This is a genomic window from Lentzea flava (genome assembly GCF_014648475.1).
In the GTDB taxonomy this organism is placed as follows: Bacteria; Actinomycetota; Actinomycetes; order Mycobacteriales; family Pseudonocardiaceae; genus Lentzea; species Lentzea flava.
Window position 1 is genome coordinate 1 of sequence record NZ_BMRE01000056.1, and the last position, 13,504, is coordinate 13,504.

Here is a 13,504-nt window from a genome sequence, read left to right on the forward strand (position 1 = left end):
GCCGCCGCTCACGCGGCGACCCGTCCCAAGGACCTCACCCCTGGTTAAAACACCAGGTCCACCTGAAGTGCACAAAAGCGCCGTTCATCGTTCAAAGCTTCAGGCGCCGAAACCGACCTTGCGCGAGTCCTGCGGGCCGATCTCCACGTAAGCGACGCGGCTGGCGGGCACGACGAACCGCCCGCCCTTGGCGTCCACCAGCGTCAGCACGGCGGACTTGCCGGACACCGCGTCGGCGACCTGCGCCTCGACCTCAGCCGGGGTGAGATCACTGGTCACAGTGAGTTCCCGCGGGCTGTCCGCGACGCCGATCCTGATCTCCACGCTGACCTCCGTGCTCAAAGAGAAAATCTGACAGCGAGCCTACCTAGCCCAAGCCCAGCTGCGTCATGCGCCGCGCGTGCGACTGCTGGAGCCGCCGGAACAACTGACCGATCCCGGCGAGGTCGCCAGAGCCTCGCACGATCAGCTCGGAGAGCCCGTCCCGCTCCGCCACCACGTACTGGGCCTGCGTCAACGCCTCGCCGAGCAGCCGGCGGCCCCACAGCGCGAGCCGGTCGCGCACCCGCGGATCCGACTCCACGGCGGCCAGGACTTCGCGCTCAGCGAACGCCGAGTGACCCGTGTCGGCGAGCACGGCGAGCACCAGCTCGCGGGTCGGCTCGTCGAGCCACTCCGCGACCTCGCGGTAGAAGTCGGCGGCGAGGCCGTCGCCCACGTAGGCCTTCACGAGCGACTCGAGCCACGACTTGGGGCTGGTCGACTCGTGGAACGCGTCGAAGCCCTTCACGAACGGCGCCATCGCGTCCTCGACGGCGACACCCTCCGCGGCCAGGTACTTCTGCAACAGCGTGAAGTGCCCGATCTCCGCGGCGGCCATCTGCGCCAACGCCGCGCGTCCGGCCAATGTCGGCGCCGAACGCGAGTCCTCCGTCATCCGGTCGAAGGCCGAGAGCTCGCCGTAAGCGAGCGCTCCGAGAAGATCGACAACACCCTCCGCAACACCCATGGAAACGAACTCTAGTGGTCAATCGGGTCCTGCCAGGTAGAATGGGGACGGACGCCCGGCGTGACGAGTGTGACGACCACGCTGCGCGGCGCATGAATGGTGCGCGTACACCTTTCCCGCAGCTGCTCTTCAAGCGCGGTCGAGAGGCCCGGCCAGGGCTCGTACGCGCTTGGTACGAGAGAGGCTGATCATCCTGACCGCTGAAGTAGAAGCACATCTGGACCCGGTCCTGCTGGAACACAGCGAGACCGGCGTTCCCGTCGAAGACACGTCGCACCCGCTGCAGGCCAATGCCCCGGTGCGCACCGACTCCCCCACGTTCGCCGAGCTGGGAGTCCGCAACGAGATCGTCAAGGCGCTCGGCGAAGCGGGCATCGAACGCGCGTTCGCCATCCAGGAGCTGACGCTCCCCATCGCTCTCGCCGGCGACGACGTCATCGGCCAGGCGCGCACCGGCACCGGCAAGACCCTCGGGTTCGGCGTGCCGCTGCTGCACCGCCTCGCCACGCCTGGCGACGGCACCCCGCAGGCGCTTGTGGTCGTCCCCACCCGTGAGCTGTGTCTCCAGGTCTCGCACGACCTCACCGACGCGTCGAAGCACCTGGGTGTGAAGGTCGCCGCCATCTACGGCGGCATCCCGTACGAGCGGCAGATCTCGCAGCTCCGCAAGGGCGTCGACGTGGTCATCGGCACGCCCGGCCGCCTGCTCGACCTGGCAGAACAGCGCCACCTGGTGCTCGGCAAGGTCCGCATGCTGGTGCTCGACGAGGCCGACGAGATGCTCGACCTGGGCTTCCTGCCCGACATCGAGCGCATCCTCACGATGGTCCCCGACGAGCGGCAGACGATGCTGTTCAGCGCGACCATGCCGGGCCCGATCATCACGCTCGCCCGCACGTTCCTGAAGCAGCCGACGCACATCCGCGCCGAGGAGAACGACGCGGGGCAGACCCACGAGCGCACCAAGCAGTTCGTCTACCGGGCGCACTCGCTGGACAAGCCGGAGATGCTGGCCCGCGTGCTGCAGGCCCGTGACCGCGGCCTGTCGATGATCTTCGCCCGCACCAAGCGGACCGCGCAGAAGGTCGCCGACGACCTGACCGAGCGCGGGTTCGCCGCGGCCGCCGTGCACGGTGACCTGGGCCAGGGCGCGCGCGAGAAGGCGCTGCGGGCGTTCCGCAGCGGCAAGGTCGACGTGCTGGTCGCCACCGACGTCGCGGCACGCGGCATCGACATCGACGACGTGACGCACGTCATCAACTACCAGTGCCCCGAGGACGAGAAGACCTACGTGCACCGCATCGGCCGCACGGGCCGTGCCGGGCGCACGGGTGTCGCCGTCACGTTCGTCGACTGGGACGAAGAGGCGCGCTGGAAGTCCGTCAACGAGCTGCTCAACCTGGGCATCGACGAGCCGGTGGAGACCTACTCCACGTCGGAGCACCTGTTCGAGGACCTGGGCATCCCGTCCGGCTCGACGGGCCGGCTGCCGCTCAGCCACCGCACGCGTGCCGGTCTGGACGCCGAGGAGGAGGAGAAGCTCGACAACGGCAAGCGCAAGCGCCGTCGTCGTGGCGCCACCGGCCGCGGTTCCGCCGAGCAGGCGGCGCCGGAGGCGAGCGAGGAGACCAGGCCGAAGCGCACCCGGACGCGCACGCGCAGCCGTGGCGGCGTGCCCGTCGAGGGCCAGCAGGCGGAGACGACGGCTTCCGAGGCCGCGGACAAGCCCGCGTCGGACAAGCCCCGCAGGCGTCGTCGTCGCCGTTCCTCTGCCGAACAGGCCGCTCCTTCGGCAGACTGATCACATGTCGTCCCCCGGTTCCGACGTCACCGACATCGAGGACGTCCTCGACGAGCCCGCGCACCAGCCGGCAACGGAGTCCGAGCTCGTCGAGAAACGTCCGCCCGCCCGGTCGTGGCGCACCCGCGCCGACTTCGTGGCGGTTGCGCTGATCGCCGTGGTCTCGGTCGTCGCGGCCGTGCTGACCTGGGCGTTCAGTGACGCGCGGGCCACGACGTCGATCACCGGGCCGTCGTCGTGGGAGCCGTTGCCCGAGGTCGCGGCACTGCCCCCGACGCTCGCGGAGGTGTGGCGCGCGAAGAGCGGCGCCACGCAGTCGCCGGTCGTCGTGCAGACCCCGTCCAAGGACACGGGCGAGGAGAAGCCGTCGACGGTCGTCACCGGCGACGGCGGCGAGGTCAACGGCCGCGACCCGCTGACCGGTGACGTGCGGTGGACGTATAAGCGCGACCTGCCGCTCTGCGTGGTCAGCACGGCGTGGGCGCGCGCGATGGCCCTGTACTCCAAGGGCACCAACTGCTCCGAGCTCACCTCGCTCGACGGCGTCACCGGTGAGCGACGGGCACAGCGCAACGGCGACGCGGAACCGGGCACGGCCCTGCTCAACGAGGGCTCCCACCTGATCACCACCGGGTCGAAGTACGTGGAGGTCTACCGCCGCGACGACCTGGTCAAGTCGCTGGAGTACGGCAGCCTGCGCGCGATCGTGAACCCGAACAAGCAGCCGCGCGTCGGCTGCACGTACGGCTCGGTGACCGTGACGTCCGGCAAGTTCGCGATCGTCGAGCACTGCCCGGACGACGGTTCCGACCGGGTCACGGTGCTCAAGCCGAACCCGGACAAGTCCGACGAGCCGAAGGTGTTCGCGAGCGTCCTGACCGGCGGCAGGAACGTGCAGGTCGTGGCACTGACGGAGAAGCTGGTGGCGGTGGCGGTGCCGAACCCGAGCCGCCTGCTCGTGTTCGACGCGGAGAGCGGCAACCAGATCTCCGACGTGCCGATCGACGTGCCGGCCGCCGACTTCGTCGAGCCGCCGAACCACGTGACCCGCGTGTTCGCCACCAAGACGAACGTCTTCTGGTTCACCGGTTCCCGCACGATCGCCCTTTCGCACGACACGCTCACTCCACTGTGGACGGCGGAGGGCACGCTCGGTGCCGGCACGACGCTCGCGGGCCGCGCGATCATCCCGGTGAAGGACGGCCTGAGGGTGTTCGAGCAGGCCACGGGTGAGGTCGTGGGCACGATCCGGGTGAACCGCGAGGGCTACACGGGCCCTGTGCAACTCGCCACAGCCGGTCCCGTTGTGCTCGAGCAGCGTGGCGAAACCCTGGTCGCACTGCGATAGTTCCCTCGTGTACTCGCAGCTCAGCCCGCACCGGGCACAACGTGTCGACCTGCCGGGCCGTTACGGCACGATCGCGGCGCTGCGCGCGCCCGCGATGGGCGACGACGCGTTGCGCACGACGGCGCTGCTCGTGCCGGGCTACACGGGCTCCAAAGAGGACTTCGCGCCGATGATCGACCCGATCGCGGACGCCGGTTTCGAGGTGCTCGCGATCGACCTGCCGGGCCAGCAGGACTCGCCGGGCCCCGACGACGAGGCGCTCTACCGCCCCGGCCCGCTGGGGTCCGTGGTCGCCGAGCTGATCGAGAAGATCGCCGCCGACGGCCGCCGCGTGCTGCTCCTCGGCCACTCCTACGGCGGTCTCGTGGCACGGGCCGCGGTGTTCGCGGGCGCGCCGATCGCCGGTCTCACCCTGATGTCGTCCGGCCCCTCCGAACTGCCTGCCGGTGAGCGCCGCACAGTCCTCGATGTCGGCGAGCACGTGCTGAACGAACAGGGCGTCGAGGGCATCCAGAAGCTGAACGAGCTGCGGTCGTCGCAGAACCCGGCGTGGGCCGCGCTGCCGCAGGAGCTGAAGGACTTCTACCGCACCAGGTTCCTGAAGTCGCCCGCCGCGGCGATGTTCGGCATGGGCAACGGCCTGCGCTACGAGCCGGACCAGGTCGCGAAGCTCGCCCGCACGCTGCGCTCGTCTGGCATCCCCGCCCTGGTGGTGTGCGGCGACGCGGACGACGCGTGGAGCCCAGCCGCCCAGCGCGACATGGCTGAGCGGCTGGACGCCGACTTCGCGGTGCTGCCCGGCGTGATGCACTCGCCGAACACCGAGGCACCTCACGAGCTCATCGGCACGCTGCTGCCGACGTGGCGGGCCTGGCTCAGCTCGTGAGTGCCGGCTGCACGCACCCCTCAGGTCGGATTTGAAGTCTCCAGCGCATTCTCGGCTCGTCTTCGAGCAGGGCATGAGGCGTCGTACAGACGAACGATCAACTCTCTGGACTCGGCCTCGTCCAAGCTCATCGCATCGAGTGCGCGAAGGACCTTCTCGTAGCCCGCGATCGCGTCCTTCGCCTCGGCGACGAGGCTGGAATTCTCGGTGTCCACCCACACCAGCGGTTCGTACTTCGCGAAGATCAACCGCGTGAACGGCCCGGCCAGGCCAGGATGCGCGCCGAGCTCGGCAGGCACGATCCGGATCGTGGTGTTCGCCCATGTCGCCATGAGCAGGAGGTGCAACAGCTGCCCGGCGTACACCTCCGCACCACCGACGCGCAGGTGCAAAGCCAACTCGTGGATGAAGAAGGTGCACTCCTTGCCACCGCGAAGCAACTCCTGCATCGCAAGCTGCGCCTGCACCCGATCGTGCAGCTCGGTCGCCGGCACGGTGGAGCAAGCGAGCAGCACTTCACGCATGTAGTCGGCCGTCTGGAGAAACAGCGGCACCATGTGCGTGTGCCAGCTCGTCAGCGACTCGGCCACGGCCAGGTTCTCTGCGAGCGTGCGAAGCCGGATGGGCGCACAGATGCCGTGCTGTTGCCACCAGCCCTTGATGTGCGTCTCCGGGTACAGCGACAACAGGTGGGCGGATTCGGCGGCCCCGATCCGGCAGACTCCCAGCAACGCGGCGACTTCGAGCTTGGTGGCCCCGCCCTTGCCGTTCACCACGTCCGAAAGCTTGGCTTCGTCCCAGTCCAGGATTCCAGCGACGTCACGCGAGGTCAGCCCAGCACCCGCGATGGCCGATCGCAGGCCGGCACCGAACTCCCGCCCACGCGCGGTGGAGATCCTCTTCGGCATGTCTGTTTCCTCGCACAGCTTGGCGAACGATCTGGTCTACGGCTGCTGCCATCTGACCAGCCAGAACTGTCGGCACGTAAGGAGGCAAATCAACTACAGATAGTATTTGCCTCCCCTGACCGCTTCGGAGACGCACGTGTCAGACGATGCACACGACCACGACGACCTGCCCGAGCCTGCGGCAGTGAGGTTGGCCAAGGAGATCCGGCGACTCCGGCTCGATGCCGAGCTGAGCGACGCAGATGTCGCCACCGACGTTGGCTACAGCCGGCAATACGTCTCGATGGCACAGCGCGTCGGCAAGAACCTGCCGTCGAAAGAGCTTGTGAACGCGTTGGACAACGCGCTTCGGGCAGGCGGCCGACTGATCGCACTCCGGGAGACGGCCAGAGCCGAGCAGCTCGAACTGCGTCGACGCCTCACCGAACCGCCGACCGGTGGACAGACGCTGCCAGTGGCCGAACCGGCGCTGGTCGAACACGTCCGGCAGAGCCAAGCTGAATGGCTGCGTGTGCGGAACGCCCCCGGTGTCCGCGGACGTGAACTGACCGAGCTTGCCGCCTGGCTGTATCCCCAGGAGCAACGTGGTCCCGGCGGACACGTGCTCATCGGCACGGGCTGGCTGCTCGACGAGCCGGTGGAACTGGATGACGTGCACTTGCTCTGGTCCGACGTGCAGGGCCCTCCTACGACTTCCATGCGGATGGAACACGTCTTGCCGCTGACAGACCGGGGCTACCGGTACACGACCTACAGTCGCGCCGTGCGAGACCTGGTCCGCCCACGACTGCTTGAGAACCGGCTCAGCTATCGACTGCTCGACATCAAGCCCGCCAAAGGACTGGAGATGACGTTCGGCACGACGTCGTTCTTCGAGGTGTTCGACGTGAAGCAGTCCATAGCGCACGAGTTCAAGGCTGCGTGGCTGGCGGCGGATCGCTCGGTCCCCGGCTGGGATGCCTTGCCCTTGCGCACAGCCATCGGCGACCCGTTCGATCCGCAGCGTCTGCTGATGTCACCCGGCGTCAACACGTTGACCATTCGCCGAGACCGCGACGGTGACCACCGATTTGTGCTGCACGAACGAGACGGCGGCAAGGTCGCGGACGGCGGCGGCCTCTGCCACGTCATGCCTGCCGGGGAGTTCCAGCCGTCCTCTGTCGACCCGACCGACGTTTACAACGACTTCTCGTTGTGGCGCAACATCATGCGTGAGTTCTCCGAGGAGTTCCTCGGAAACCCGGAACACGACGGGAACAGCCCTCATCCGATCGACTACGCCAGCGAAGAGCCTTTCAAGTCTTTCGAACAGGCACGCGCCCGTGATGGCTTTCGCTTGTGGCACTACGGGCTGGCAATCGAGCCGTTGGAACTTGGCGCTGTGCAACTCACCGTTGCGGTGATCGACGACGATGTGTTCGACACGTTGTTCGCGGACCTTGTGCGCACCAACGACGAAGGCAAGATCGTTGGCGGGAATGGGAGAACCGACATGCCGTTCACGGGTGAGGCCATCGAGCGGCTGAACCCGCGATTGTCAGCCAGTGCCTTGACCCTGCTGCGGCTGGCCTGGCGGGACAGGTCACGACTGCTTTGAGGGAGACAAGTCATGGCAGGCGAGCCCACCGCGATTGCCGCGTTCGGCTATGAGCTCGGGTTGCTCAAGCGCATCCGCCGCGCGGGATGGTGGCACGTCGGCGTCCGTGATCCCGAATCGGTCGCCGAACACAGCATGAGGACCGCTCAGATCGCGGCACTGCTCGCCGCGGAGGAAGGCGCGAATCCCGAGCGCTCCGCTTTTCTCGCGCTGTGGCACGACACGCAGGAGACCCGGACGGGGGACATCCCGCACACCGCGGCCAAGTACATGAGCAAGCCGGAGCCCCGGGAGATCACCGCCGACCAGACGGCCGCCCTGCCGGACGCCTCACGAGATCTGATTCGCGCCGCCGTGGACGAGTACGAGACCCGGCAGACTCCCGAGGCGCGGTGCGCGAAGGACGCGGACAAACTCGAAATGCTGCTTCAGGCAGTCGAGTACCGCGAGACCGGAGTCGAGCGTGTCGCCGGGTGGATCGACTCCGCCCGGAAGGGCCTCACGACCGAGACGGCCCGACGTGTGGCCGAAGCGGCCGTAACGCTCTCCCCGCTGGCTTGGCGGGACCGCTAGGCCACGCGGACGACGCGTGCAGCCCAGCCGCCCAGCGCGACATGGCTGAGCGGCTGGCTGACGCCCTGATCAGTACGAGAGCTTGATCTCGCGCTCGTCGGTCGCCGCGTGCGGGTAGGCGCTCACGTCGGCCTTCACGAACGCCTTGCCCGGCCAGAAGGCCAGGTTCTGCGCGGCGACGGTGACCGTGGTGGTCTCGAAGCCGCCGGTGCAGTTGACGGTCTTGGAAGCATTGCCGGAAGCGATGCGGCCGAACACGTTCTGGCTGACGTTCACGTACACGTAGCCCGTCGACGGCAAATAGGTCTTCGGGCACGCGTAGGTGACCTGCACCTCGATCGCCGCGCCCCACGTCTTGATCTTCGCGTCCGGCTCGACTCTGATCAGCGCCAGCGAAGGCGACTCCGCGCTCACGGATGCCATGACCGGTGCGATCGACGCGAGGAGCGCGCCACCCGCGACGGCGGCGACCGCCAGCGTCTTGCCGCCGGAGAACTTCATCATGCTCGTATCCCCTCAACCAAACCGTCCCTTGTGGACGGAAGCCCCACACCGGCGCAGAGACCGGCGACGACGAGCACGACGGGCAGGTGCCAGAAGAAGTCGAAACCGCTGTGCACCAGCACGACGACGACAGCCGCCGTCGCGCCGGCCCACAACGGGGTTCCGCGCCCTCGCCACATGGCGATCAGCACGGCCGCCACCACGCCCAGCGCCAGCAGCAGTCCGACGGCCCCCAGCTCGACGAGCACCTGGAGGTACTCGTTGTGCACGTAACGCATCACACGGGTGCCTTCGTTGCCCCGGTCGAAGAAAAAAGACGCGTTTCCTGGTCCGGCACCGAGCAGCGGCGCGCGAGAGACCAGGTCCAACGCCGCACCGGTGGCGTCGGTGCGGTCGGGTGAGCTGAACGAGATCCGCGTGGCCAACCGGTCGGAGAACCCGAACGCCGCCACCGCGCCACCGGCGACGAGCAGCAGCGCGGCCGGCAGCACGAACCGGCCCAGCCTCGGCAAACCCAGCGCCACCAACGCTCCCGCGACCAGTCCCGCCGCCGCCACGAACGGCCGCGGCTCGTCGTCCACCCGCATCGTCGGCAGCAGCGCGCCGACCGCGACGACGGCCCCGAGGAACGACGGCGTGACCGCCACGACGGTCTTCTTCAGGCCCTGGAACACGCAGAGCACCAGCAGCCCCGCCGCCAGCGCGATCAAGCCGGCCCGGCTCATCGTCGCGCCGATTCCGGTGCACAGCAGGAAACCCGTCACCAAGGTGAGCAGCGTCCGCTTCAGGACGAGCGACAACACGGCGGCAACGGCCATCACAGCGGCGGCGGCGTTCGGGTAGGTCAACGTGGACGCTGCTCGCAGCAGCCCTTCCGCGACCGTCGTCCAGGCCTGGATCCGGAACACCACGGCGACCCAGCCGCTGACCGCGACCAGCGCCCCGACGCCGACGACCACGGTGGCGAGCAGCTCCCGTTGCTCCTGATCAGCCTGTGCCGCAACGAGAACCGCGGCCACGAACACCCCGGCCGCCGCCATCGTCGGCACCGCCGACAGCACGTCGCCTTCGAGCAGCCCGCGCACCAGCGCCCACACCGCGAGCGCTCCACCCAGTGCCGCAACGACGTTCGGCCGGGGACGCGCCAGCACGACGGCAACGCCGACCAGCAACCCGGACATCACCCGGCCCGGCAGGTAGTACCCGCCCTGCGCGACAACGGCCGCCGCGAAGGCGGCGAGAAGGAGCAGGCTCGGCATCGGCAACGCGACCGATTCCCGGCGCGCGTCAACCACATCCCCCGCGGTCATGAAGGCCCCCAGCGTTCGAAAACCCGCCTCCCCAAGCGGATTGAGAGCACACTCTAGGGCGCGGGAGACCGCGGCGGAAGCCCGAATTCCGTCAGCTGAGGACCACCGCGGTGAACGCTCCGAGCAACATGAACGGCCCGAACGGCAGCGTGCTCTTGAGCGTGACCTTGCGCAGGAGCAACAGGACCAGCGACACGACGGCCGACAGGATGAACGCCAGTGCGGCGCCGAGGAGCAGCACCGGCCAGCCGAGCCAGGCCAGCGCCATGCCGATGACACCGGACAGCTTCACGTCGCCGTAGCCCATTCCGGCGGGGTTCACGAACTCCAGCACCCGGTAGACGAACGCGAGCGTGAGGCCGCCGAGCACCGCGCGGCCGAGCGCGCCGACCGTGCCGCCGGTCAGCGCCGCCACCGTGAGCAGGATCAGCACCGCCGGGTACGCGGGCAGGGTCAGCACGTCCGGCAGCCGCCGCACGGCCGTGTCGATGAACGCCAGCGCGACGCCGACCGCGCCGAGGCACGCGAACGCGAGGACCTCCACCGAGCCGGCGAACTTGATCGCGAGCACGGCCAGCACGGCCGCCGACACCAGCGGCAGCGCGATGCCGGTGCGCGTGAACCGGTTGACCAGGTCGCGCAGCGCGACGCCGGACGCGAGTCCGCCGACGGCACCGCCCACGGCCCAGAGAAGAGTCATGTGATCGAAGGTAGGTCGCTTCCCGCCTCAACGGAACGTGACGACGTCAGGTCTGGCCGGGCGGTCGACACGGTGTCCACCGATCGACCGACAATGTCCTCCGATCTGCGTGTTCGTTACACCTCTTCGCCCGATACCGAACCGTCTCGGCGGTCACGCACAGTTGCGGCGTCCTGAAAACGGAATCCCAATCCCACAGGAGACCGCAATGCTTTCCTTCCTCAGCTATGTGCAGACCTTCCTCACCCGCACCCTGAAGCGGGAAGAGGACGACCGCGGTGCGACCGCGGTCGAGTACGGCCTCATGGTCGCCCTCATCGCCATCGTCATCATCGCCGCGGTGACCCTGCTGGGGCAGAACCTCCTGGCTCTGTTCCAGGAGATCGCTGACGCGCTGGCCTGATGATGAGGCGTCCGCACGAATCGGACCGCGGCGCCACCGCCGTCGAGTACGGCCTGATGCTGGCGTTGATCGCGGTCGCCGCCCTGGTGGCCATCACCGCGGTCGGCGAGAACATGGCTGCCATGTTCGAGTTCGTCGCCGACGTCATCGATGGCTGAAGTCTCCTGTCCCGCGCGGCCGGCGTCTCCCCTGCGCCGGCCGCGCTTTTCTTCGGAGCGGTCATGACGAACCAAGCTCGCGATCGCGGCGCGACCGCTGTCGAAGTCGCACTGCTGATGCCCATCCTGCTGATCCTGGTGATGGGCATCGTCGACTTCGGGCGCGCGTTGCACGCCCAGATCACCCTCACCCAGGCAGCTCGGGAAGGCGCTCGTGTCGCCGCCCTGAAGCAACCCGGTCCTGCCACCCGCACGCAGAACGCCGCCACGGGGCTCTCCGGTGTCGGCGTCTCGGTCACCGCCTGCCCCGCAGCGTCCACGCCGGGCGCCGACGCCGAGGTGCAGGCCACCTACACGTTCAACTTCGTCACGCCGATCGGCGCGTTCGCCGGCCTGTTCGGCGGTGGCGGCTTCGGCGGCCCCATCACGTTGAGCGCCAAGGGAGTCATGCCATGCGAAGGCTGAGGACCGACGACCGGGGAGCCCTCGGCGTGCTGATCAGCATCCTGCTCGGCTTCGGCGTCCTGCTCGGCATGGGCGCGATCGTGATCGACGTCGGCTCGATCTACCAGGAGCGCGCCGAGCTGCAGAACGGTGCCGACGCGGGTGCGCTCGCCGTCGCCCGCGGCTGTGCCACCGGAGCCTCGACCTGCACGGTCACCAAGGCCAACTACTACGCCAACCACAACGCCAAGGACGGCGTGTCCACTGTGGACCAGGTGTGCGGGTTCGACGGCAACGGCGTGCTGAGCTCGTGCAGCGCCTCGACCGGCACGATCACCGACTGCCCCGCGAAGCCGTCCTCCGGCACCAAGTACGTGGACGTGCACACCTCGACCCAGACCTCGGGCGGCGACACGCTGCTGCCGCCGTCGTTCGCGAGAACGCTGGCGGGCAACGGTTCCTACGACGGCACGCGCGTCGCGGCCTGTGCCCGCGCCACCTGGGGACCGCCGAAGACCGCGACCACGATCGCACTCACGATCTCGTGGTGCGAGTGGTCCACCGCGACCTCCGGTGGCACGGTGTACGGCCCGACCCCGCCCGCCACACCGCCGCTGTCGGCGCACCGCGTGCTGAAGCTGCACACGACCAGCGGAACGGGATGCCCGAGCGGTCCCTCCGGAGCGGACGGGCCCGGTGAGTTCGGCTGGGTCGACGAGGCCGACAACGACTGTTCCGTGTTGATCAACAACAACACCTACAGCTCGGACACCGGCACCTCGGCGGGCAAGGACTGCAAGACCGCGCTGCAGGCGTCCTGGGCCTCGCACCAGCCCGTCTGGCTGCCCATCTACAAGAACGTGAGCGGTACCGGCACCGGCGGCACCTACACGCTGTCCGGCTTCGCGGGCTTCGTGATCACCGGGTACTGGATCCCCGGCGCGTCGCAGAAGGACTGGCTCACCGGCAAGAACGAGTGCACCGGCTCGGACAAGTGCATCGCGGGCTACTTCGTCCAGGGCCTCATCCCGTCCACCGGCACCATCGGCGGCCCCGATCTCGGTGCCCGCATCGTCCAGCTCACCGGCTGAAACCCAGGAGTAGTCATGAAGAACCGCGCATTCATCATCATCCTGGCGGTGTTGCTGGCCGTCTGCGGCAGCGCCGGGGTGTTCCTCTACGTCCGCAGCGCCGACTCGCGGGCCATCGCGGGTCAGCAGGCCGTGACCGTGCTCGTCGCGAAGGAGCGCATCCCCGCCGGCACGAGCGGCGACTCGCTGGCCGACCTCGTGAAACAGGAGCAGATGCCCAAGAGCAGCGTTCCGGAGAACGCGATGTCCTCTGTGGACTCGTCCGTCGTGAAGCTCGTGACGTCGTCCGAGATCGCCGAGGGGCAGCTCGTCACCAAGGCGCTGTTCACCGAGGCGGCCTCGCTCGCCAAGGGCATCTCGATCCCGGAGGGGATGATCGCGGTCACCGTGCCGACAGAGGCCTGGCAACGCGCCGGCGGGCTCATCCAGAAGGGCTCGAAGGTGGCCGTCTTCGACACCTTCACCGTGCTGGACGGCAAGGGCAACACCCCGTCCGGTGACGGCCTGTCCAAGGTGTACGAGCGCAACCAGTCCACCCGGCTGCTGCTGACCGGTCTCGAGGTCCTCTCCGTCGTCGACGAGAAGAAAGCCGCCGAGGACGGCGACGTCGGCAAGGCGATCGTCACGGTCGCGGTGAAGCAGGCGGACGCGGAGAAGCTCATCCATGGCCAGCAGACGGGAACGCTGTACTTCGCGCTGCTCGGCGGCAAGTCCGAGATCGCGCCGGGCAACGGCGTCGACAACCGCTCCCTGTTCGGAAACTGAGGCGTGC

Annotated in this window: 16 protein-coding genes; 10 read left to right on the plus strand and 6 right to left on the minus strand. The window is 68.5% G+C overall.

Annotated features, from left to right (window positions below; translation table 11 throughout):
* Positions 1-99 precede the first annotated feature (99 nt).
* Together IEZ09_RS38400 and IEZ09_RS38405 are read right to left on the minus strand one after the other, a co-directional pair.
* Positions 100-324, minus strand: coding sequence for a DUF3107 domain-containing protein (locus tag IEZ09_RS38400; RefSeq protein ID WP_189258763.1), 225 nt, complete (start codon positions 322-324; stop codon positions 100-102).
* A 43-nt stretch (positions 325-367) separates the two neighbouring features.
* Entirely contained in the window at positions 368-1,009 is a 642-nt protein-coding gene (locus IEZ09_RS38405; protein ID WP_189258764.1) for a ferritin-like fold-containing protein, read from the minus strand.
* A gap of 169 nt (positions 1,010-1,178) precedes the next feature.
* Here IEZ09_RS38405 and IEZ09_RS38410 point away from each other — a divergent pair, with 169 nt between their 5' ends.
* From IEZ09_RS38410 to IEZ09_RS38420, 3 genes are read left to right on the plus strand one after another with little or no spacing between them, the layout of a single operon-like run.
* Complete coding sequence (locus tag IEZ09_RS38410; RefSeq protein WP_189258765.1) at positions 1,179-2,810, plus strand: DEAD/DEAH box helicase; 1,632 nt, start codon at positions 1,179-1,181, stop codon at positions 2,808-2,810.
* Between the two features lie 4 nt (positions 2,811-2,814).
* Positions 2,815-4,158, plus strand: a complete 1,344-nt coding sequence (locus IEZ09_RS38415; protein ID WP_189258766.1) for an Rv3212 family protein — start codon at positions 2,815-2,817, stop codon at positions 4,156-4,158.
* 7 nt (positions 4,159-4,165) lie between these two features.
* Positions 4,166-5,044 carry an alpha/beta fold hydrolase gene (locus IEZ09_RS38420; protein WP_229813329.1) on the plus strand — a complete coding sequence of 293 codons (879 nt, stop codon included), beginning with the start codon at positions 4,166-4,168 and terminating at the stop codon, positions 5,042-5,044.
* A gap of 20 nt (positions 5,045-5,064) precedes the next feature.
* Here IEZ09_RS38420 and IEZ09_RS38425 read toward each other — a convergent pair whose 3' ends face one another.
* Positions 5,065-5,952, minus strand: a complete 888-nt coding sequence (locus IEZ09_RS38425) for a helix-turn-helix domain-containing protein (RefSeq protein ID WP_189258767.1) — start codon at positions 5,950-5,952, stop codon at positions 5,065-5,067.
* 136 nt (positions 5,953-6,088) lie between these two features.
* Between IEZ09_RS38425 and IEZ09_RS38430 the strand changes: the two genes are divergently transcribed.
* Complete coding sequence (locus IEZ09_RS38430) at positions 6,089-7,549, plus strand: helix-turn-helix transcriptional regulator (protein ID WP_189258768.1); 1,461 nt, start codon at positions 6,089-6,091, stop codon at positions 7,547-7,549.
* 12 nt (positions 7,550-7,561) lie between these two features.
* The gene (locus IEZ09_RS38435; RefSeq protein ID WP_189258769.1) at positions 7,562-8,122 is read left to right on the plus strand and encodes an HD domain-containing protein; all 561 of its coding nucleotides are present in this window, start codon (positions 7,562-7,564) and stop codon (positions 8,120-8,122) included.
* A 69-nt stretch (positions 8,123-8,191) separates the two neighbouring features.
* Here the strand turns inward: IEZ09_RS38435 and IEZ09_RS38440 are convergent, their stop codons facing one another.
* The 3 genes from IEZ09_RS38440 to IEZ09_RS38450 form a co-directional block, all read right to left on the minus strand.
* Complete coding sequence (locus IEZ09_RS38440; RefSeq protein WP_189258770.1) at positions 8,192-8,626, minus strand: hypothetical protein; 435 nt, start codon at positions 8,624-8,626, stop codon at positions 8,192-8,194.
* Positions 8,623-9,936 (minus strand): O-antigen ligase family protein, encoded by a 1,314-nt coding sequence (locus IEZ09_RS38445; protein WP_189258771.1) that lies wholly within the window; start codon positions 9,934-9,936, stop codon positions 8,623-8,625. Before IEZ09_RS38445 ends, IEZ09_RS38440 begins: the two co-directional genes overlap by 4 nt.
* Before the next feature lie 91 nt (positions 9,937-10,027).
* Positions 10,028-10,636 carry a prepilin peptidase gene (locus tag IEZ09_RS38450; protein WP_189258772.1) on the minus strand — a complete coding sequence of 203 codons (609 nt, stop codon included), beginning with the start codon at positions 10,634-10,636 and terminating at the stop codon, positions 10,028-10,030.
* A gap of 208 nt (positions 10,637-10,844) precedes the next feature.
* On the opposite strand from IEZ09_RS38450, the gene IEZ09_RS38455 reads away from it, so the two are divergent.
* The 5 genes from IEZ09_RS38455 (at position 10,845) to cpaB (ending at position 13,497) form a co-directional block, all read left to right on the plus strand.
* On the plus strand, positions 10,845-11,039 hold the full coding sequence (locus tag IEZ09_RS38455) for a Flp family type IVb pilin (protein WP_189258773.1): 195 nt from the start codon (positions 10,845-10,847) through the stop codon (positions 11,037-11,039).
* Positions 11,039-11,197: a Flp family type IVb pilin gene (locus IEZ09_RS38460; RefSeq protein WP_189258774.1), complete on the plus strand. Its 159-nt coding sequence runs from the start codon at positions 11,039-11,041 to the stop codon at positions 11,195-11,197. The genes IEZ09_RS38455 and IEZ09_RS38460 overlap by 1 nt, the downstream gene beginning before the upstream one ends.
* Before the next feature lie 63 nt (positions 11,198-11,260).
* The gene (locus IEZ09_RS38465; RefSeq protein ID WP_189258775.1) at positions 11,261-11,662 is read left to right on the plus strand and encodes a TadE/TadG family type IV pilus assembly protein; all 402 of its coding nucleotides are present in this window, start codon (positions 11,261-11,263) and stop codon (positions 11,660-11,662) included.
* Positions 11,650-12,732 (plus strand): TadE/TadG family type IV pilus assembly protein, encoded by a 1,083-nt coding sequence (locus IEZ09_RS38470; protein ID WP_189258776.1) that lies wholly within the window; start codon positions 11,650-11,652, stop codon positions 12,730-12,732. The genes IEZ09_RS38465 and IEZ09_RS38470 overlap by 13 nt, the downstream gene beginning before the upstream one ends.
* Before the next feature lie 15 nt (positions 12,733-12,747).
* Complete coding sequence (cpaB, locus tag IEZ09_RS38475; RefSeq protein WP_189258777.1) at positions 12,748-13,497, plus strand: Flp pilus assembly protein CpaB; 750 nt, start codon at positions 12,748-12,750, stop codon at positions 13,495-13,497.
* Positions 13,498-13,504 lie beyond the last annotated feature (7 nt).